At 67.5% G+C, this 19,028-nt stretch carries 21 protein-coding genes and 2 CRISPR repeat arrays; of the genes, 15 read left to right on the top strand and 6 right to left on the bottom strand.

Features of this window, described 5'->3' with window-relative positions:
• Nucleotides 1-22: 22 nt before the first annotated feature.
• Nucleotides 23-508 carry a GntR family transcriptional regulator gene (locus ACZ6SA_RS23760; protein ID WP_465830415.1) on the top strand — a complete coding sequence of 162 codons (486 nt, stop codon included), beginning with the start codon at nucleotides 23-25 and terminating at the stop codon, nucleotides 506-508.
• A 3-nt stretch (nucleotides 509-511) separates the two neighbouring features.
• Complete coding sequence (locus tag ACZ6SA_RS23755) at nucleotides 512-1,426, top strand: phosphotransferase enzyme family protein (RefSeq protein ID WP_465830413.1); 915 nt, start codon at nucleotides 512-514, stop codon at nucleotides 1,424-1,426.
• Between the two features lie 4 nt (nucleotides 1,427-1,430).
• Here ACZ6SA_RS23755 and ACZ6SA_RS23750 read toward each other — a convergent pair whose 3' ends face one another.
• Entirely contained in the window at nucleotides 1,431-2,591 is a 1,161-nt protein-coding gene (locus ACZ6SA_RS23750) for a hypothetical protein (RefSeq protein ID WP_465830411.1), read from the bottom strand.
• A gap of 514 nt (nucleotides 2,592-3,105) precedes the next feature.
• Between ACZ6SA_RS23750 and ACZ6SA_RS23745 the strand changes: the two genes are divergently transcribed.
• The 12 genes from ACZ6SA_RS23745 (at nucleotide 3,106) to ACZ6SA_RS23690 (ending at nucleotide 12,150) form a co-directional block, all read left to right on the top strand.
• Entirely contained in the window at nucleotides 3,106-3,273 is a 168-nt protein-coding gene (locus tag ACZ6SA_RS23745; protein ID WP_465830409.1) for a hypothetical protein, read from the top strand.
• 84 nt (nucleotides 3,274-3,357) lie between these two features.
• A complete protein-coding gene (locus ACZ6SA_RS23740; protein WP_465830407.1) occupies nucleotides 3,358-3,573 on the top strand; it encodes a hypothetical protein in 216 nt (71 codons plus the stop codon).
• Complete coding sequence (locus tag ACZ6SA_RS23735; protein WP_165959586.1) at nucleotides 3,570-3,845, top strand: WhiB family transcriptional regulator; 276 nt, start codon at nucleotides 3,570-3,572, stop codon at nucleotides 3,843-3,845. Before ACZ6SA_RS23740 ends, ACZ6SA_RS23735 begins: the two co-directional genes overlap by 4 nt.
• A gap of 178 nt (nucleotides 3,846-4,023) precedes the next feature.
• Nucleotides 4,024-4,179, top strand: coding sequence for a hypothetical protein (locus ACZ6SA_RS23730; protein ID WP_465830404.1), 156 nt, complete (start codon nucleotides 4,024-4,026; stop codon nucleotides 4,177-4,179).
• On the top strand, nucleotides 4,176-4,397 hold the full coding sequence (locus ACZ6SA_RS23725; RefSeq protein WP_165959588.1) for a hypothetical protein: 222 nt from the start codon (nucleotides 4,176-4,178) through the stop codon (nucleotides 4,395-4,397). The genes ACZ6SA_RS23730 and ACZ6SA_RS23725 overlap by 4 nt, the downstream gene beginning before the upstream one ends.
• The gene (locus tag ACZ6SA_RS23720; protein WP_465830402.1) at nucleotides 4,394-5,452 is read left to right on the top strand and encodes a DUF2637 domain-containing protein; all 1,059 of its coding nucleotides are present in this window, start codon (nucleotides 4,394-4,396) and stop codon (nucleotides 5,450-5,452) included. Before ACZ6SA_RS23725 ends, ACZ6SA_RS23720 begins: the two co-directional genes overlap by 4 nt.
• Complete coding sequence (locus tag ACZ6SA_RS23715; RefSeq protein ID WP_465830400.1) at nucleotides 5,449-7,641, top strand: cell division protein FtsK; 2,193 nt, start codon at nucleotides 5,449-5,451, stop codon at nucleotides 7,639-7,641. Before ACZ6SA_RS23720 ends, ACZ6SA_RS23715 begins: the two co-directional genes overlap by 4 nt.
• A gap of 142 nt (nucleotides 7,642-7,783) precedes the next feature.
• A complete protein-coding gene (locus tag ACZ6SA_RS23710; RefSeq protein ID WP_465830398.1) occupies nucleotides 7,784-8,011 on the top strand; it encodes a hypothetical protein in 228 nt (75 codons plus the stop codon).
• A 103-nt stretch (nucleotides 8,012-8,114) separates the two neighbouring features.
• Nucleotides 8,115-9,026: a bifunctional DNA primase/polymerase gene (locus ACZ6SA_RS23705; RefSeq protein ID WP_465830396.1), complete on the top strand. Its 912-nt coding sequence runs from the start codon at nucleotides 8,115-8,117 to the stop codon at nucleotides 9,024-9,026.
• The gene (locus ACZ6SA_RS23700; protein WP_465830394.1) at nucleotides 9,023-10,360 is read left to right on the top strand and encodes a YfjI family protein; all 1,338 of its coding nucleotides are present in this window, start codon (nucleotides 9,023-9,025) and stop codon (nucleotides 10,358-10,360) included. The genes ACZ6SA_RS23705 and ACZ6SA_RS23700 overlap by 4 nt, the downstream gene beginning before the upstream one ends.
• A 201-nt stretch (nucleotides 10,361-10,561) precedes the next feature.
• Nucleotides 10,562-10,759 (top strand): helix-turn-helix transcriptional regulator, encoded by a 198-nt coding sequence (locus ACZ6SA_RS23695; RefSeq protein ID WP_342774809.1) that lies wholly within the window; start codon nucleotides 10,562-10,564, stop codon nucleotides 10,757-10,759.
• The gene (locus ACZ6SA_RS23690; RefSeq protein WP_465830391.1) at nucleotides 10,756-12,150 is read left to right on the top strand and encodes a tyrosine-type recombinase/integrase; all 1,395 of its coding nucleotides are present in this window, start codon (nucleotides 10,756-10,758) and stop codon (nucleotides 12,148-12,150) included. Before ACZ6SA_RS23695 ends, ACZ6SA_RS23690 begins: the two co-directional genes overlap by 4 nt.
• Before the next feature lie 121 nt (nucleotides 12,151-12,271).
• Nucleotides 12,272-12,665: a CRISPR direct-repeat array (repeat unit 28 nt; unit sequence GGACCATCCCCGCGTGCGCGGGGAGCAC).
• A 266-nt stretch (nucleotides 12,666-12,931) separates the two neighbouring features.
• Here ACZ6SA_RS23690 and ACZ6SA_RS23685 read toward each other — a convergent pair.
• From ACZ6SA_RS23685 to ACZ6SA_RS23675, 3 genes are read right to left on the bottom strand one after another with little or no spacing between them, the layout of a single operon-like run.
• Nucleotides 12,932-13,234, bottom strand: coding sequence for a hypothetical protein (locus tag ACZ6SA_RS23685; RefSeq protein ID WP_465830389.1), 303 nt, complete (start codon nucleotides 13,232-13,234; stop codon nucleotides 12,932-12,934).
• A 4-nt stretch (nucleotides 13,235-13,238) separates the two neighbouring features.
• Nucleotides 13,239-13,805, bottom strand: coding sequence for a hypothetical protein (locus tag ACZ6SA_RS23680; protein WP_465830386.1), 567 nt, complete (start codon nucleotides 13,803-13,805; stop codon nucleotides 13,239-13,241).
• A 26-nt stretch (nucleotides 13,806-13,831) separates the two neighbouring features.
• A complete protein-coding gene (locus ACZ6SA_RS23675) occupies nucleotides 13,832-15,883 on the bottom strand; it encodes a DUF6571 family protein (protein WP_465830384.1) in 2,052 nt (683 codons plus the stop codon).
• A 367-nt stretch (nucleotides 15,884-16,250) separates the two neighbouring features.
• A CRISPR array of direct repeats spans nucleotides 16,251-16,583; the repeat unit is 28 nt; unit sequence GGACCATCCCCGCGTGCGCGGGGAGCAC.
• A gap of 273 nt (nucleotides 16,584-16,856) precedes the next feature.
• Between ACZ6SA_RS23675 and ACZ6SA_RS23670 the strand changes: the two genes are divergently transcribed.
• Nucleotides 16,857-17,429: a Pycsar system effector family protein gene (locus ACZ6SA_RS23670; RefSeq protein ID WP_465830382.1), complete on the top strand. Its 573-nt coding sequence runs from the start codon at nucleotides 16,857-16,859 to the stop codon at nucleotides 17,427-17,429.
• Here the strand turns inward: ACZ6SA_RS23670 and ACZ6SA_RS23665 are convergent.
• Nucleotides 17,410-18,258: a hypothetical protein gene (locus tag ACZ6SA_RS23665; protein WP_465830380.1), complete on the bottom strand. Its 849-nt coding sequence runs from the start codon at nucleotides 18,256-18,258 to the stop codon at nucleotides 17,410-17,412. The genes ACZ6SA_RS23670 and ACZ6SA_RS23665 overlap by 20 nt on opposite strands.
• Nucleotides 18,259-18,260: 2 nt before the next feature.
• The gene (locus tag ACZ6SA_RS23660; RefSeq protein ID WP_465830378.1) at nucleotides 18,261-18,908 is read right to left on the bottom strand and encodes a hypothetical protein; all 648 of its coding nucleotides are present in this window, start codon (nucleotides 18,906-18,908) and stop codon (nucleotides 18,261-18,263) included.
• Nucleotides 18,909-19,028 lie beyond the last annotated feature (120 nt).

Genomic DNA, 19,028 nt, shown 5'->3' with positions numbered 1-19,028 from the left:
TGTTGCTCGGCAAGGGAGCCTCATGACTCACGGCAAAGATCAGCCCGCCTACGCCACCCTGGCGGACGACCTCCGCCAGCGCATTGCCGCCGGCGAGTACCCACCAGGCGGGATGATCCCGTCCGAGACTGCCCTCATGCAGACGTACGGCGTCGCTCGCGGCACCGTACGGCAGGCGCTCGCAGAGCTGGAACGCGAGGGCCTGGTCGTCAGCCAGGTGGGCCGTGGCCGCAGAGTGCAGGGGCAGGCCGCAGAAGACGCGAAGCCGGCCACCCGCTACGAGGAGGTGGCCGGCCAGCTCCGCGCCGCCATCAAGGCCGGCGAGTTCCCCCCGGATGTGCGGCTGCCTGGTGAACCTGTCCTCGCCGAAAGGTTCGGTACGGCGCGCATCACGGTACGCAAGGCCCTGGAAGTGCTTCAGCAGGAGGGCCTGATCGTCGTCATCCCCAGCAAGGGCCGTTTCGTGGCCACCAGTTCGCCACCGAGCAACACGAGCAGGAAAGGCTGACCCATGTCCAAGTCCCCCACCGCGCAGAGCTTCTCCCAGCAGGACGCGCAAAGAGCGTTCGTCGCGGCCTGCGAGCACGCCGGGTTGGACAGCCGCGGGGCGCTGCCGATCAGGATCGGGGAGAACGCCCTGTACCGGCTCGCCTCGGCTCCGGTGGTGGTGAGGATCGCCCGGAGCGCGGATCTCCTGCCCGATGTGCAGAAGGAGGTGGGGGTCGCCAGGTGGCTGGAGGAGGCCGGCTTCCCGAGCGTGCGGCTGTTCCCCGACTGTCCGCAGGCGACGGTGTACGACGGGCGGGTGGTGACGTTCTGGCGGTACGAGGCCAGCGAGGGGTCGGCGCCGGGCTTCATCGACGCGGCGGCGATGCTCAGGAAACTGCACGACGTGGTCAAGCCGATGGATCTGCTGCTGCCGCTGTTCGACCCGCTGGCCCGCGTGGAGGATCGTCTCGACAGTGCCACGACCATCGCGGAGGAGGACATCGCGTTCCTGCGGCAGCGGGTCAAGGATCTGTACGCCGAGTACAGCACGCTCGACTTCGCCCTGCCCTCCGGCCACATCCACGGCGACGGACACAAGAACAACCTCCTCCGCCGCCCGGACGGCCAGGTGATCATGCTGGACTTCGAGGCGTTCGCCTGGGGACCACGCGAGTGGGATCTCTGCACAGGCTTCGGCCTCCCGTTCCGCGGCTTCGGGTGGATGGTGCCGGAGGAGTACGCACAGGCGGTGGACGCCTACGGCTTCGACATCGCAGCGTGGCCCGGCTTCCACACCATCCGCCGCATCCGGGAGGTCACCATGACCACCTGGCTCATGCAGAACGTCGACCACGGCCGCGAGGTCCGCGCCGAGTTCGACCGGCGCGTGGCATCGCTGCGGCACGATGTCCTGCCGCGCGCCTGGCAGCCGTTCTGATCGGTTACCGAGCCTCCGACCGTGCGCGGGCGAGCCGCGTCTCCGTGAACGTCTGAAACTCGCGCACCCTTGGATCGTTCCCGAAGCGCGCGAGCTGCTTGACGAAGTCCCGTACGTAACGCCGCGTCCTGGCTGATCGCAAGTCGGCCACGGTCGTCACGACCTCGCGCGCCACGGCGAGCCCGTGCTCCAGCTCGCCGCCGGCCACGTGGCTCGTGGCGAGGATGGTCCTAACGAAGGACAGGCTCCGGACATACAGGCTCTCGGAGAGCTCCACGCTCTCCAGAACCCTGCTCGCAGCCCGGTGATGATGACCGAGGTCGCGGAAGCAGTGCGCGAACTCGGCCGCCAGCTCGGCTTCGTCGAAGTACCGCAGCCACACCGGATCGTCCTCGGGAGTCCGCCGCTCGAACCAGCGCTCGGCCTCGCCCAGCGCCCGGCTGCACGCGGCCTCGTCGCCTTGGGAGGCCAACGCCCGCGCCTCCATGGCGTTGAACAGAGCCATCGCCGTAGGCGTGGCCGCGCCCTGGGCTCCCATCGTCGCGGCTCGGGCGAGGTTGACCGCCATGCCGTAGTGCCCCAGGTAGTTGGCCTGGTGGCTCATGCCGGCCAGGATGCGTCCGCCGAGCATCCGGTTGTCGGCCTCGCGCGCCAGGCGCAGCGCCTTCGTCATGTACCGCTGGGCGAGACCGTGCAGGCCGGTGTCGTACGCCATCCAGGCCGCGAGCCGCAGCATGGCCGCCGTCTCGGAGAGAAACCGCTTGCCGAGTGCCGTGTCCGGGCGAACGTGCTTGAGGAGCGGTTCGACCTCCATGGCGATGTACTGCACGACGGTGGATCGGGCGTGGCCGCCACCGAACCGGTAGTCGAGCTTCGCGAACATGGCCGTCGTCTCGCGGATGGCGTCGACGTTGGAGGCGGTGACCGGCCGTCCCTGGGTCGCGAGTCTCGGGATCGGTACGGGGTTCACCAGCCACGTGACCATGGAGTCGTTCCAGGAGTCCGTGGAGACGTCGCTCTCGACCACCTGAGGGTTCGCCGAAAGGTCGCCTGACACGAGGGCCGTCACGCCGCCGGCCAGGCAGTCGGCCTGCTGCTGCTTGCGGGAGCTGGGCCCGAACGGCGTCGCCTCGGCGTACAACATGCCGATGTCCCGCACGCTCACCCGTTCACCCAGCTTGCGGCTTAGGGCCTCGGCGATGAAGTGCGGAGTCATTCCGCGGGGGTGCATTCCGTCGAGCCAACGTTTCACCGATACGTGATCACAGCGAACGTCCGCGCCATGGCTGCTCGCCACATCCTGCACTCGCCGGGCGAGGGCCTTGTTGGAACACGCGGCTCGCGTCATGACCGCTGCGAGCTGGTGATTCGGCTCTCGGAGCTTCATGGCACTCCCGGCGCGCAAGGGGTCGGCAACCCTCAGTGATCAAGATGTCGCCCACAGTTTGCACCCCCTCCTGGCCGTCGTGCACCCCCAACCGCTCAATTGCACCGTCTTTTGAACGCTGCCATACCCCCTGACCTGCGCGGTTTTCTAGTGCCACGAACACGGCGGCTCCCGAAAGGAGCTTGACGGAGCAGCCAAGCCTGTTCTATACCTGTACAGGACAGGTTCTCGCGAGAGAGCCCGGCCCACCAGGAGAGACAGGCCCGATGACGACCAGAAGGGATCACCACCAATGCCTGCTCTCCGACCCCGACGCTTCCTGCCCACGGTGCTGATGATCCTCGCGGCCTTCTTCGTGGTCACTCAGCCGCACAAGGCCGCGGTGGCGGTGAACGCCGCCGTGGACGGCATCCAGACGATCGCCCAAGCCCTGACCACGTTCAGCAACGGTCTCGGCTGACCCACCAGACAGAACAAGCCGGGGCGCGGCCCATGTCGCCAAACCTGATCCGCGCCCCGGCATCCCTAGAAGGGTTCTTCCATCATGACCCACGGGTCCGGCAACACACAGCCCAGCTACGACCTCGACCTGCCCACGCGCCCGGTGACCTGGACGTCCGTCCAGTGGCTCTGCCTCGTCTGCGGTGGAGCCGAGGAGATCGCCCCAGAGGAGGAGGCTCCCACCCCGCCCATCTGCCCGAGCTGCCACCAGCTCGCCGTCGCCGAGGCGCTCGTCACCCTGTCGGCGGTGCGCCGATGAACGAGTTCCTGTACGACCTCCGCGATGACGTGCTCAACGCGGGCCCGGCCTGCGAGAGCGACAACGCCCAGCTCTTCACCGGCCCCGACGCCTTCGAGCCCGAGCCGGACGACGAGCGAGAGGCACGCGAGGCGAAGGCCAAGGCGGTGTGCGGTGCCTGCCCGGCCCGCTCCGCGTGCCTGGTCTACGCCCTGGCCGTGTCGCCTGAGGCCGGCATCTGGGCGGGCCTGACCAGCGACGAGCTACGCGCGCTGCGGGAGGTGGCCGCGTGATGGCTCGCTTCCAGTGCGCCGACTGCGGCAGGCGTTCGCGTAGCGCGTACCGGTGCCGTGGCTGCGGCGTTCGCCACCAGGTCGAGATCTGCCCTGATCACGGCACTCGCTGCCTGTCCAACTGCCGCATGTGCCGCATCCTCGTCCGCTCCCAGTCCGGAACCTGAAGGGAGGTCACATGAAGAACGCCACTCCGTCGGCCGCCCGCTGCCCGCGCTGTACGACGCGGCTCGACGGCGGCCCCGTCCAGTTCTACTGCGCACAGTGCCGCCGCACCGTGTTCGCCGCCGACCTCGACCACGAAGTTCGCATCCCGCCCAGGAGAACCGCATGATCAACGTACTGCTCTACCTGGTGGTGTTCGCCGCCGGATTCCTCGCCTGCGACCTGGTACGCATCGCCCAGGAGCGCTACCGCCTCCGTCAGGTGACGCGCTACGCCGTCATCGCCGCGGGCTCGCCAGACAAGGTGCTGCGCATCTGGTCCCGCCACCCGGCGAACTGGTGCGACAGGCCCAACTGCCCGCGCTGCTGGGGACGGTGGGGCCGATGACCGCAGCCGTCTACGGGCCCCGCCCGCTGACCGAAGGCGAGCAGACCGCCGTCTCGGTCACCGCCGCCGCCGTGGCCGTGCTCGGCCTGCTCGGCTTCGTCATCAGCTTCGCCACGGTGGCCGAGGCCGCCGAGCCGTCCTTCGGGTGGTTCGCCTGGATCGTTCCACTCGGCATAGACCTCGGCATCGCCGTCTTCTCGGCGCTGGACATCGTCCTTGCCCGGCTCGGCATGCGCCTTCGCCTGCTGCGGGTGGTGCCCTGGTCGCTGACAGCCGCCACGGTCTACCTGAACGTGGCCGGTGAGGACACCCTGTTCGGGATCATCGCTCACGCGATGCTGCCCGGCCTGTGGGTGGTGGCGGTGGAGGTGGGCGCGTACGCCATCCGCAAGCGCGCCGACCTGGCCCGGCCAGACCGCATGGAGTCCATCCGGCTCTCCCGGTGGCTCCTGGCCTTCCCGTCCACGTTCGCGCTGTGGCGCCGGATGGTGCTGTGGGAGATTCGCTCGTACCCGAACGCCCTCGGCCGCGAGCGTGACCGCATCCTCGCCCGTACGGACCTGCAAGACCGGTACGGCAGGCTGTGGCGCTACAAGGCCACCCGCCGAGAACGCGCGCTTTACCGCCTCGGCGAGCTGGCACCACAGCACATCCAACTGGCACCCGAGCGCCCGGCACTGCCGCCGAAGCCCAAGCACCGAGCGCCGAAGAAGGCCGCACGACGGCCCCGCGCCGACGTGACGGACCTGATGCCGCTCGGCTGGCGGATCGTCGCCGACCACGAGGCACGCGATGTCCCGCTCACCCGTGACCGGCTCCGCGACGCCATCCGGCAGACCGGCCGGTCAGTCTCCACCGACCGCGCCGGGGCACTCCTGGCCCGCCTGCGGACGGAGGCACCGCCCGACCGGACCACGACCGCCGGGCCGACCGCGGACCGTCCGCACGGTCCGACCGCAGCTACGTCAGAGGGCGCGGCCCCCACTCCGCCAAGAACAGTGGCCGCGCCCCGCCACCCCGCAACCGTCACGGCAAACGAGGCATATTCATCATGACTCACGACCCGCACGAGCCGGACCGCCGTCCGGTGCCCGGCCGCGAACTCGAAGGCTTCGAGTGGGCCAAACCAGGTGACGCGGAGGTCGTACCGCTCGACTCCCGCCGCCGCGCCCGCCAGGCCGAAGAGCCCGATGACGATTACTTCGACCGCGAGAGCATCGCCGTCGACGGCAACGTCACCGGTCCGCCGGTCGACCCGCCCGACGAGGACGCCGTACCGGTCACCACCGTGGCCACGCGCCGCCGCGCGCCCATCATCCCGGCCTGGCTGCGTACCTGGCAGTCCATCCGCGCGATGGTCGCCTGGCAGGCCCGCGACACCGCGTACGTCCTCGGCTATCACTCCGTCCGCGCACCGAAGTACCTGGCCAAGGCGCTCTGGTACGCGATTCCCGGCGTCTTCAAGTCCATCGGCCGGCTGCTGCACTGGGCCACCGCCGAGGAAGGCAACTGGGCGCTGCGCCAGTACGCCGCCGATCGCAACGACGCCGAGACCTGGCTCAAGCTCGACAAGCAGCGCCAACGCCAGTCCCGCTGGCGCTGGTCCGTCCTGCTGGCTCTGGGCGTCGCCACCCTGGTCGGCCTGGTGGCCTTCCTGGTCGCCGACCTGCCCGGCTGGGTCCGGCTCGGCACGCTGGTCGTCGCCGTACCGCTGCTGGCCAGAGCCGGACGCCCTACCGACAAGCCGATCACCGACCGCGTGAGCGAGGCCCCGCGCTACCGCAAGCTCACGGCCGAACTGGTCCGCCGCGCGCTGCTGTCCTGCGGCATCTCCGGCATCACCCAGGCGGTGAGCAAGGACCCGAACGCGATCACATTCCCGCAGGAGATCCACCGGGACGGCCCTGGCCACCTGGCCATCGTCGATCTGCCCTTCGGCGTGGAGGCCGCCGAGGTGGTGGCCCGCCGTGGCCGCCTCGCCTCGGCCATGCGGCTCCCGCTGGATCAGGTCTGGCCGGAACCGGCCGCCGGCCACCCCGGACGGCTCGCGCTCTGGGTCGGCTACGAGCCGTCGTCCCAGATGAAGCAGCCGCCCTGGCCGCTGCTGCGGGACGGCCAGGTGGACGTGTTCAAGCCGTTCCCGTTCGCCACGACACCACGGATGGAGACCGTGAACGCCGAGCTGATGTTCCGCAACTGGTTGGTCGGCGGGCAGCCTGGCTCGGGCAAGACGTTCGGGCTGAGGCTCGCGGTCCTGGCTGCCGCCCTCGACCCGCGCGCCGAGCTGCGCATCTACGAGCTGAAGGGAGTGGGGGACTTCAAGGTTCTGGAGCCGGTCTGTACGGAGTACGGCAACGGCTTCGACGACGAGACGATCGCCCGGTGCGCCGCGATGTTCGGCTGGCTGTACAAGGAGTGCGAACGCCGCTCCAAGCGCATCGCCCACTACAACGCCCTCGGCAAGGCCCCGGAGAACAAGGTCACCCCGGAGCTGGCCTCGCTCAAGGGCTCGGGCCTGCACCCGCTGATCGTGGCGGTGGACGAGATCCAGGAGCTGTTCCTGCACCCGCAGTACGGCAAGGAAGCCGGGGAGATCTGCGAGAAGGTCATCAAGCTCGGCCGCGCGCTGGGCGTGATGCTGCTCCTGGGCACGCAGATCCCGGACAAGGACAGCCTGCCGACCGGCATCACCCGAAACGTCAACACTCGCTACTGCATGAGCGTCGCCGACCAGACCGCGAACGACATGATTCTCGGCACGTCCATGTACAAGCAGGGCTACCGCGCCACGGTTTTCCAGCCGGTCGTGGAGGCCGGTTGGGGCATCCTGGCCGGCCTCGGCAAGCCCGCCGCCCGCCGTTCCTACTACCTCGACACTCGCGACGCCGAGAAGGTCGTCGTCCGTGCCAGGCAGTCCCGCGGCCTGGCCGGCACGCTGCCCGAACCCGGCACCCAGGCCCGGGAGGACGTCTTCGACCTCTTGGCCGACCTCGCCGACGTCTGGCCCGCCGGGGAGCACGCGGCCTGGAACGAGGCCCTGTGCACCCGCCTGGCCGAACTCCGCCCCGACGTCTACTCCGGCTGGAAGTCCGAACAGCTCACCAGCGCACTCAAGCCACACGGCATACGGGTCGGCGACATCGGCCGCCGTATCGACGGCAAGCCCGTCACCCGGCGCGGCATCCGCCTGGACGACCTCACCGAGGCCATCGCCGAGCGTAACCGCCAGAAGCGTTCCGGCTGACCCGTGAGGGGGCTGCTAGCGATAGCACCTGACCTTGCTAGCGCTAGCACCCCCGCTAGCAGCGAAAACCCTTACCGGCCAGGCCGTTAGCACGCTAGCGGCCCTCCTCGACCACGCCCTGAAACCGGCTCAGGAGGCCATCGTGCACCCTGCCCTGCTCGCCGCTATCACCGCGATCACCGGCACGCTCTGTTACGCCTCGCAGTGCTACGTGAGCCCGTTCGGTCGCTGCCGGAAGTGCGACGGCAAAGGCCGCATCTCGCACCGCCGGGGCACCCGCTACTGCCGCCGCTGCGACGCCACTGGCCTGCGCCTACGCCTCGGCCGCCACGTCTGGAACTACGTCCGCCGCCTGTACCACGACCGCTGAACCCGAGAACGGCCCCGGCGCACAGCCACCAAGCACGACGCCGGGGCCCATGCGCCAACCGATCACCGGCCCCGCAGGGCCGACTCAAGGAGCACCCATCAGCATGACACCTCGCCCGTCCCGCCAGACGCTGCCGTACGCGCTGGCCGCCGCCGCCCGAGGCTGGCACGTCTTCCCGCTCACGCCGGGGGACAAGGTGCCGCTCAAGGGCTGGAAGTGGAAGGAGCACCACACGACCGACGCCAACACTATCCGCCGCTTCTGGTCCGGCACCCCGTACAACATCGGCATCGCCACCGGCCCGTCCCGCCTGGTCGTCATCGACCTGGACGTCCCGAAGTCGGGGGAGCAGCCGCCCTACGACCGGCCTGGCGTCAACGACGGGGCAGACGTCCTGGCCCTGCTGTGCGAGGAGGCTGGCCAGCCGCTACCGCTGGAGACCTTCCAGGTCCGCACCCGTCGTGGCGGCACCCACCTGTACTTCACCGCACCCGAGGGGGTGACGCTCGGCAACACGTCCGGCGCCAAGGGACAAGGCCTCGGCTGGTTGATCGACACCCGCGCTGACGGCGGCTACGTTGTCGCGCCAGGCAGCTACGTCGAGCTTCCGGACGGCATGGGCACCTACGACGCCATCCACACCACTGCACCCGCGCCCCTGCCGTCCTGGCTGGTAGAACGCCTTACCCGACCCGAGCACACCCCTCATCAGGTCCACGTCTCCGACGTCCTGGCCGCCCTCGGCAACCAGTCCACCGGCTACGCGCTGACCGCACTGCAGAAAGAACTGCAGCACGTCCTCGACGCCAGGCCGGGCACTCGCAACCACACTCTGAACGCCGCCGCCTTCGCCCTCGGTCAGCTCATCGCCACGGGCCTGCTGCCGCACCGCCTGACCGAGGACGCCCTGCACACCGCTGCCCAGGCCACCGGCCTGTCCCCCCGAGAGGCCGCCGCCACCATCCGTTCCGGCCTGACCGCCGGAGCACGCCAGCCACGCCGGGGGATCGCATGACCAACCCCCTCAACGCCCACACCATCCTGGAGAACCTCGACGCCCATGCCACGATCAACCGCCTGCACCGCGATCAGTCCGGCGACCTGAGCATCGGCCTGCCAGTCCCGCCACCGGCCGCCGACCCGGCCATGTTCTACGGCCTGCCCGGCGAGCTGGTGAAGGCCGCCGACCCGTCCACCGAAGCCGACCCGGTAGGCGTCCTGGTCTCCGCCCTGTCCGCCTGCGGCGCGGTCATCGGCCCCGGCCCGTACGTCCAGATCGGCAACACCCGCCACCCGCTCCTGATCTGGCCCTTGCTGTTCGGCCGCACCGGCTCTGGCCGCAAAGGCCAGGCCACCGACACCGCCGAAATCTTCCTGCACCACGCCGGCATCGGCTACGTCGACCTCTGCGTCACCGGCCTGTCGTCCGGCGAAGGGCTGATCGAGCGCATCCGCGACCCTGACAGCCCGGACGATCCCGGCGGCACGATGGACAAGCGCCTGTCGGTGACCGAGCCGGAGTTCTCCACCGTCATGGCCCGCGCCAAGCGCGAGGGCTCCACCCTCGGCACGATGCTCCGCCAGGCGTGGGACGGCCGCACCCTCGCGGTGCTGACCCGCAACGCCTACCGGGCCTCGAACCCGCACATCGCGATCATCGGCCACATCACGCCCAAAGAGTTCCGCATGCGCCTGGCCGAGGCGGACATGGCGGGCGGCTCCTACAACCGCTTCCTGCCCATCTACGTCGAGCGCAGCAAGCGCCTGCCGATCCCGGAAGGCGTCGCGCCCGACCTCTTGGCCGCTCTCAGCGGCAGGCTGCACGACGCCGTCAAGGCTGCCCGCCAGATCAAGCGCATCGCCCTCGACGAGGCCGCTCGCGCTCTGTGGTCGGCCGAGCTGTACGAGGAGTTCACCGCCGCCGACGACGAAGACCACGCCTGGACCGAGTTCACCCGCCGTTCGGCCCCGTACTGCCTGCGCCTCTCCGCCCTGTACGCCGCCCTCGACGCCCGCGCCCACATCACCACAGCCGACCTCGGAGCAGCCGCCGCCCTGGTCCGCTACTCCATCGCCTCAGCGGTGTTCGTCCTGGACAAGCAGATGCGTGACCCGAAGATCGACCGCATCCGCCGCGCCCTGGACCAGGCCGCCGACACCGGCCTGACTCGCTCGGAGATCAGCGCCCTGTTCTCTCGCAACGTGCCCAAGCAGACCTTGGACGAGTTGCTGGCCAGCCTAACGGCCACCGGCCAGTACGAGACCTTCACCACGCCCACCGGGGGCCGCCCATCGGTCCGCTACCGCCGTACCACCGCTGACGAAGAAAGAAGAAACAACCCCTCATGACCCGCGCAACAGCAGAGCTCTGCTCACCGGAGGACGGCCCTTCTTCCGTCGGCCACGAACAAAGCCGATCACCACCACCCGGCCGCAGCACGTAACGCCCGTTCTTTCTTCTTTCTTCGTCCTGATCACCATCCGGCCCACAGCTACCAAGCACGGGGCCCGTACCGCACCCAACCATCCGTGATCCGCAAGGAGCCGCTCTTGGCCACCGCCACCACTCAGCGAGGAATGCTCACCCTCGCCGATCTCTGCGCCGAACTCCAGATCTCTCGCTCCACCTTCTACGACTGGCGAGCCAAAGGCCGCGCCCCGCGCTGCCTGAAGCTGCCCAACGGCGATCTCCGCATCCGCCGCGCGGATCTCGACCGCTGGCTCGCTGGATTGGAGGACGCCGCTTGAACAACGACATCACTTACGACGTACGCGTCTACAAGACCGAGGTCTACAAGGGCACGACGACCACGACGTACTACGTGCGCTGGAAGGTGGGCGGAAAGGGGTGGCGCAAGTCCTTCCGCAACGCCGCGCAGGCCGACACCTACCGGGGGGAGATCCAGTCCGCGGCACGCAGGGGAGAGGCGTTCAGCCGCGCCACCGGGGAGCCGGTTTCCTGGGGGCGTAGGAACGGCGCTGACATGAGCTGGTACGAGTTCGTCTGCAAGTACGTGGACATGAAGTGGAAGGCAGCCGCGCCGAAGTACCGACAGGACATCGCCCGCGCCCTCACCGCCGCCACTCCGGCCATGTACAGCACGACACGCGGCAAGCCGGAAGATCGTGCGCTGCGTTCCGCCATGCACCGCTGGGCCTGCAACACCAAGCAACGAGAGCACGCACCCGAGGAGATCGCCGTCGTGCTTAGCTGGCTCGCGGCCAACACCAGACCCGTCTCCGCGTTCACCGACGACCCCGGCCTCGCCCGTGACTTGCTGGACGCGGCCACATCCCTCCTGAACGGTCAGCGCGCGGCATTGAACACCGTACGCAAACACCGGATGCTCCTGTCCAACGCGCTGGACTACGCCGTCGAACTCAAGGTGCTGCCGGAGAACCCGCTCAAGACGCTGAAGTGGAAACCGCCGGCCAGCACGTACGAGGTGGACCGGCGCAGCGTCGTCAACCATGCCCAGGCCAAAGCCCTGCTGGCCGCCGTGCAGTCACAGCAGCCGAGTGGACCGCGTCTCGTCGCGTTCTTCGCGCTCATGTACTTCGCCGCGCTACGTCCCGAGGAGGCCATCAGCTTGCACCGCGATAACGTGGCTCTCCCGCCGCTGGCAGAGGGCGACGACTCGGGAGAACAGAACGCCTGGGGGGAGCTCCACCTGCTCAAGGCTGCTCCATACTCAGGGCGCGAATGGACCGACAGCGGCGTGGCTCGCGAGGAGCGTGCACTCAAACACCGTGCTCAAGGTCATGGGAGGACCGCGCCGATCCCGCCACCATTGGGTCACATCCTCCGCGTCCATCTCGCCGAGTTCGCCAATGATGCAGACGGTCGCCTCTTCAACGGCGTGCGGGGCGGAGAACTGCCGTTCATCACCTATAGACGGGCTTGGAAGGCCGCACGGAAGACGGCGCTGACCGCGAAGGAGTTCTCATCTCCGCTGGCGGGCCGGCCGTACGACCTCCGCCACGCTTGCGTCTCCACCTGGCTCAACGCAGGCGTTCCGGCTCCCCAGGTGGCCGAGTGGGCGGGGCACAGCGTGGACGTGCTCCTGCGGATCTACGCCAAGTGCATCGTCGGCCAAGACGAGATTGCCAAGCGCCGCATCTCCGAGGCCCTGCGGTAGGCCAACCGAGCGCTGGAGACACCGGCGGGGGCGCCTCCAGCGCTAGGGGCCAGTGGAGCGTCGCTCGACAACTCCCAGCGTGTGCGGGGAGCACGGATACAACGACTCCGTGGGAGACAGGGGACCATCCCCGCGTGCGCGGGGAGCACAGCGCGACGGCATACCGCGCGGCACATCACCTGGGACCATCCCCGCGTGCGCGGGGAGCACGTCCGGGGTCTGACCGTCGGGCACGATCGCGAGGGACCATCCCCGCGTGCGCGGGGAGCACCGGGACGAACGCGCGGGCCGTGTGGACGGAGATGGACCATCCCCGCGTGCGCGGGGAGCACACGTCGTGCGTGGCGTTCAGGATCGTCTCGACGGGACCATCCCCGCGTGCGCGGGGAGCACGGTGAGGGCAAGCGGTACGTGTGGGCCGGGACGGGACCATCCCCGCGTGCGCGGGGAGCACTGGGGCGGGGTGCTGATGGTTGAACTGAGGACGGGACCATCCCCGCGTGCGCGGGGAGCACTCTCCACGACCTGCGGGTTTATCGAGCGCCGAAGCTGTTTCTGAGCACTTTCACTGAATTGGACATTATGGACTCTCGGCTAGCTTGGCGAGCAAGAGATCACGTCAAGTTACGGAAGACGCGGCAGAAGTGTCGCACGACGACGGCTGCGCGCACAGACCCCGGGCGATCACCTGAGTCGAGCACCTCGGTTGTCCATGGCTGGACACTGCATGGCATACCTAACGTTGCCGTTGTTCCCGAACGGAAGGGTGGTCACGTTGGCGTCAGCCGAGGCCGTACTTTCGTTTGATGGAAGCGGCTTCCTCCTCGGTGACCTCGCTCGGCGTGCGGCTTAGCGCCTGCCGCAACTCGTCCATGATCGCTTGCCCGGCGGTTCGGGCCCGGGTGCCGAACCCAGAGAGTTGGGCGTCGAACTGCTTGGCGGTGGGGCCGGTCCAGACCTTGCTGGTACGGAACATTCGGCAGGGCCTGTCGACGTCGGTGTCGATCTGCTCGATCATAGGGCCGATGGTGCGAATGGCGTGCTGGAGCACCTCATGCAGCGGGTTGTTCACCATCGCGGGCATCGGTTCAGTTCTCGACCTTCTCGGGGATGGGGGTAGCGTCGAGGATCAGCTTCGGTGCGATCAGTTTCATCAAGGCCACGACGTCGGCGGCGTTGTCGCGCCCTCTGACACCGCGTACGAGTTCCACAATGACGCGGTCATGGCCGTGTACCAGCACTGCCGCTGCCTGAGTGTTGCCGGCGCTGCCGTCTTGGAAGGTGAACCCGACCGAGCCGGGAACGATCTCGGGTAGGCGGGCGGCACCTTTGCGGATCCGGTAGGCGACTTCTTCTTCGGTCCCGTCGGGGGACAGGCTGACATCCAGGACCTTAGGTTTTTCACCTGTCGGCTCGTAGACGAAGCACCCGCCGCTACCCCACTTTTCGCTTCCCAGGTCCTCACCGGCGGTCATGTCGAACTTCCCGTCCACGAGGGGATCCTGCACACCCGTCATCAGTCGTACGGCATCCAGCGGTATGTAGTCGCAGATGAACGGAGAGGCTGCGACCGAGGGAACGGGGATCGTGTTGACGGGACGTTCCTCCTGCTGCTGGCATGCGGTCACCAGAAGTAAAGCGGTGAGAGCTGTCACGGGTAATGCGAGATGTTGCCTCATGGCTAATTGTGCCTCGAATGTCCTTTGTTGAAGCCCGACGTCAATGCTTCATCGATCTTTTCCCATCGTTTCCCGGCAAGGGCATCTTCCAGCCATGTCTCGTATGCCTGGAGTCGCGGATGGCTGTTGCCGTCGTGCGGTGCCATCTCCTTGCGCGTCATGAGAGAGTTCCCATCGTCTTTCAGGAAGTTGAAGCGGGAATCTCGGGGATCCTCACCCTTCTCTCGGCCTGGTAGCGAAGCCCATGGATGCGTCTTGTCGGGAGGATCGGACTTGCCGAACAACCCGTGCCTGAGCATGGCGTCCGCGGCGATCTGGTCTAGCAAGAACTGAGCCTTGTTCTCCGCCACGTTGGCATCGTACTTGGCCTTTTCTGTGTTCTTGTCGGTTTTGGCGGCATCTTCGATCATGCTGGTCCATGAGCCCAGCGTTGCCGCCGTTATAGCCGCAGCCGCTGCTTGCGGAATCCCGAGGCCAGTGTTGACGACAGCCATGAAAACTTTCATGTTCCGTTCCTGGGCCGCGTCCAATTCCTGGCCCTGCTTGATCTTCGCGAGTCCGCTGGCTTCGGTGATCAGTCCGAAACCGGCGCCGGCTTCTGCCGCATTGATCAGAAGGCGCCTGGCGTCTCCGGTCTCGGCAGTTCGGGCAGCGCCATGGTCGAGCAACTTCTTTCCCCAAGCGGTCTGCGCCGCCGCGACAGCCGCCAACGCCTTGGGATCGTGTTTGAAGGCGTCTCTCATGACGAGGCGCAGATCCTCCTTCTGAAACTGGGCACCCCAGACTCGATCCTCATGGGGCATGTGCGTGCGCTCAACCTCGAACACAGCGGAATCGTCATCGCTGGTGCCTTTGGCGACGCGGTTGACGTCGTTGATGTACGCGGCAAGGATGCGCGCGGTGGTGCCGGTCGTCGCGAAGGAAGGGCCCTCGGTGCCCGCAAGGACGCGCTGAGCTTCCCAGCGAATGAAGTCCGAAGCTATCTTCGCCGAAATAAATCCCAGCGACGGCTTCTGCGCGGTGCCGTCGCGGTCTCGGTACGTCATGGTCGCGGCCTCCAGCGCCTTGCCGAAAGCGTTCCCCCCGTCGTACATCGGTCGCTCGGTAACGTACCGCTTCATGATGCTGGGATCGCCGGAGAAGAAGTCCTGGGCGGCCTTCGGATGCCTGGCCAATGCCTTCATCACACCGACCATCGGATCCTGCGGTATGCCGGCTGAAGCGGCATCGTTCCACGACTTGCGGTCCAGACCGTCCAACGTCTTGGCGATGGCCACCAGGAAGTCCCGCTCGAAAGTGCCATGAGGAAGCAGCGCCGATAGCCCGTGCTGATCCACCGGTACCCTCAGATTCGACAGCATTTCCTTCTGCCATGACGCGTTCAGCCGCGAACTGGCCGCGCCGAGCGCCTTGCCCAGCGCCGCCTGTAATCGCTTCTTGCCCGCATCCTTCTGGTACACCAGCGCCGCCATGAGATGCCGGAACCGCTCCGGCCCCAACGCGTACATCAGCGACGTGGCAAAACCTTCGTCCTCGGACCGCTTCTCCAGATTGGCGATGGTCTTCTCGTCCACCTTGCCGTTCCGGTCGACCTCGCGCAGCTTGAGCGCGGCGGCGTACACGTCGGGGTCGCCGGAAGCCCCGCTGTACAGCGCCTCGTCGAAAGGGCGCAGCCCACCAGTCGTATCCGTGCCCCATTCTGTGGTCACGGCCTGGATGGTCTCATTGCGGCGCCGTAACTCTGGCCGCTTGGCCCCGATCCAGTTGCCCAGCTCCCGCATGGCGTTCAACCGCGAGGTGTCCAGGTCGAGGTTCTGCAGCATCCGACGGATTTGCGGCTCGTTGCGGCCGAGCGTGTTCTCCGCCTGGCCGAGGTCACGCTCGAAGTCGTGCATCAGCGTCGGGTCGATCCCCGAATACCCCCAGTCGGGTGGCTGTGCCACCGCCGGCGGGGTCAAGGAAGGAGGCTCCGGTTCCGTGTCGGTATGGGCGGGCTGTTCGGGTTGCGGGCGTTCAGGCGACGGCTGGGGAAGCGGCGATGGCGGGGTCGTCATGACGGGTCTCCAGCACCTACGAGGACCATCGCATTGTCCCCCGGCTGCATTTTTCTCGCGAGAGGCGCATAACGCATCAGCATGGTCATTTCTCGGCTGTGAGTTGCTGAGACGCCAGGATGTACGCAGCGCGCGTCCCGTGGGTTCGCTCCTATAGGTAGAGGGTTACACCAGGCCCACGTGCGCGGGGATCACGTGCGCGGGGATCACGCCACCCATCGAACACGTCCCCACCAGGGTGTGGGGCCACCCCCGCGTGCGAGGGGAGCACTTCACGACCTTGCGCAGGACACGGTCCAGCTCGGGCCCATCCCCATGTGCGCGGGGGGAGCACCGCGCCCTCACCTACGGCCAGGACTGGCGAGACGGACCATCCCCGCGTGCGCGGGGAGCACACCGCGAACCGCGTGAGCGGCCGCCTGAACGGAGGACCATCCCCGCGTGCGCGGGGAGCACGCGGCAGCGCGCTTGGCGGACGGTGCGGTGCCGGGACCATCCCCGCGTGCGCGGGGAGCACCCACCGTTCTCGGCGGGCATCCACCAGCGCCAGGAACCATCCCCGCGTGCGCGGGGAGCACCTGCGGCTCGCGTTGCAGTCGCTGGCGTACGGGGGACCATCCCCGCGTGCGCGGGGAGCACAGCCGCAACCGGGCGAAGTTGTTCCACCGGGTGGGACCATCCCCGCGTGCGCGGGGAGCACTCTCCACGACCTGCGGTTTCACCGGGGGCCGAGGCCATTTCCGAGCACTTCCGCAGAATCGGACATTTAGCCACCTTCCTGGAGAGCTTTGGGCGCGGGAGCACAGGGCCTGAGACTTGGATTTCGCTGGCGGCCATCAACTCGGGAGCGAGCGTATCGATCGAAAGCAGACCCATGCGTGCTATCCGCAGCGTGAGTACTTGATCGCCTGTATGACACGCTACGCGGTGCTCCCGGCCATGAAATGCTTCTCCCCGAGCCAAGAGGTTACTCATGTTCCGCAGGATCGCACGGGCCCTCTCTCCAACGACTCAAGACCAGCGAAAAGCGGCTGTCGATGACGCTTGCGCTTACGGCATCCAGCTCCTCGCGGAGACCCGCGAGGAGCTCAATCGGGCCGACGCCAAGGCTCAGGTTCTGCTGGGCATCGTGGGTATTGGGCTCGGCGCTGTTGCAGGTGGCCTGCTGGCAGGCAGTTGGTCACCGTTCAGGCTGTCCAACGCCATCGAGTGGATGTGGTGGACGGGAGCAGCCGCTGCTGTGGCATCGGTCGTGGTGCTTGCGCGCGCCGTCTACCCGCGCCTGGATCGCAGAGAGCGAAGCGATGCTGTCATGTATTACGCGGATGTGCTTCGCTTTGATTCCGCCGCGGCGCTCTCCAGCGCTTTGGTGAGGTCATCCACGCTGGATCTAGAGCGGATCGCTGATCAGCTCTACAGGGTCAGTCAGATTGTCGGCCAGAAGTATCGCCTCATTCGATGGGGGTTCTGGCTCCTCCTGGTCGGGATGGCCGCCGTGGTGAGCGCGGTTCTGATCGACACTTTGCTCATCGCGGCTCTTCCATGAGCGCGAACGGAGAGTCGGGGTCTGGCGGTGGGAGAGCTATGCCCAGCCGCTCGAACGCTGCCCGCAAAGCGGACTCGCTGGAGATAACCAGCTCGAAGGCGTTCGCGTGCCGCTGGGCATCGACGATTTGGGCGAGGAGTTGGACGAGTTTCTTGGCTTTTTCCTCGCGCTCGTCGTGCATGCTGTCGGTGATGTCCGCCACACTTTCGACCGCCTGGGCGAGTCGTACCGCATGTCGCGCTGTCGCACGGTCCATGGTCTCGGCGAGGAACTGCTCGCAGAGCGTTCGCGAGGTGCGGAGCCTCGTCACCTGCTGTTCGACCTGCTCCGCTTTAGCCGCGATCCTGTAGAGCTCACTCTCGTGCGCGCAGCGCAACTGTCGGACTTCGTCGGGAACGTCGACTTCGATGGTCGCTCGCCAGGTGCCGGCTACGGAGTCGGATGGACGTTCCTTGAGCCAGCGCTGCAGGGCGTCTCTTGCGGCCTGCTCCGCTCGGGCTGCGTCGAAGATGCCGTATCGGCGCAGGGTGTCCCGGACGGTTTCTCGGACATAGTCCTTGATCGAATGATCCTGGTCCTCCTTAAGTTCTTTCCAGGGGCGAAAGATGAGGGAGCCGGTGGCCGATCGCCGCCAAAGCCAGACGTTCACCACGAATTTGAAGCCATCGCCCAGGGACGGCGCGGTGAAGACGTAAGAGGGATGATCCTCGGGAGTGGCGGCCGTTTCCTCACCGGATGTCGATGTCTGTGACGGGCTGATCTCGGCTGTGGGCCTTTTCGTGAAGCGCTGTACGAGCACGGGTAGCTTGATGAGCTTGGTGGATGTCATCGTCACCCCTCCGTGAGGAACCGGTTGTACCGAGCGAACTGGGCGCTGGTTATAGAGCGCTGCCTGCGCCACAAGTGCAGATGGAATGTCCACATGGGTCGGAGTCTCGTCCGGGTCCTGACGAGCACTTCGTTGACGACGGCGTCGACCGCGGGCACGGCAGCCGCCCGCTCTGCCCACGTGGCCAGAAGACGCCAGGCTGACGGGGTGTGGAAGGAAATGCGTGTGTTCGCGCGGGTGGTGCATGAACCCCAGCCGAGCGCGTTGATCCAGAGCTGCGCGAGATCGTCGCTCTGGTCATGGCGCCACAGAGGAGGGGACGTCTCCTCTTCATGTTCGGCGGTGACCAGGCGAACGAATGCCAGAGCAGCGGTCAGCCGCTCCCCGACGTGTTCCCCGGTCGCCCAGCGGGCCAGGTGTCGCAGCACGATCGAGGCCGTGGTCGGGGCGTATACCTCGGCCACCGAATAGGCGACAGCGTCACACATTTCCGGGCGCACTGCAGCCGCCGCAACCGTGTGCAGGGCGGCGAGCGCCTCGTTGACATGCCGGATACCAATGGCCGATCCGTAGGCCAGCGCTGCGGAAAGCCTCTGCAGGTAGGTGCCGGCGGCCCAGTCCTTCAGCCGGCGGCGCACCAGCGCCGCCACATCCGCATCTGCGAGTGCAGCGGACTCTACAGAGATTGAAAGTTCGGGGTGTCATGTCGATCTCGGGTTCGTGATCAGGCCGGTGTGTGCCAGAAAGGCGTCCAGGAGGTCGGGGCGGTA

It is taken from the genome of Nonomuraea sp. NPDC049378 (genome assembly GCF_055586745.1).
This window is presented reverse-complemented; position numbering and strand designations above follow the sequence as displayed.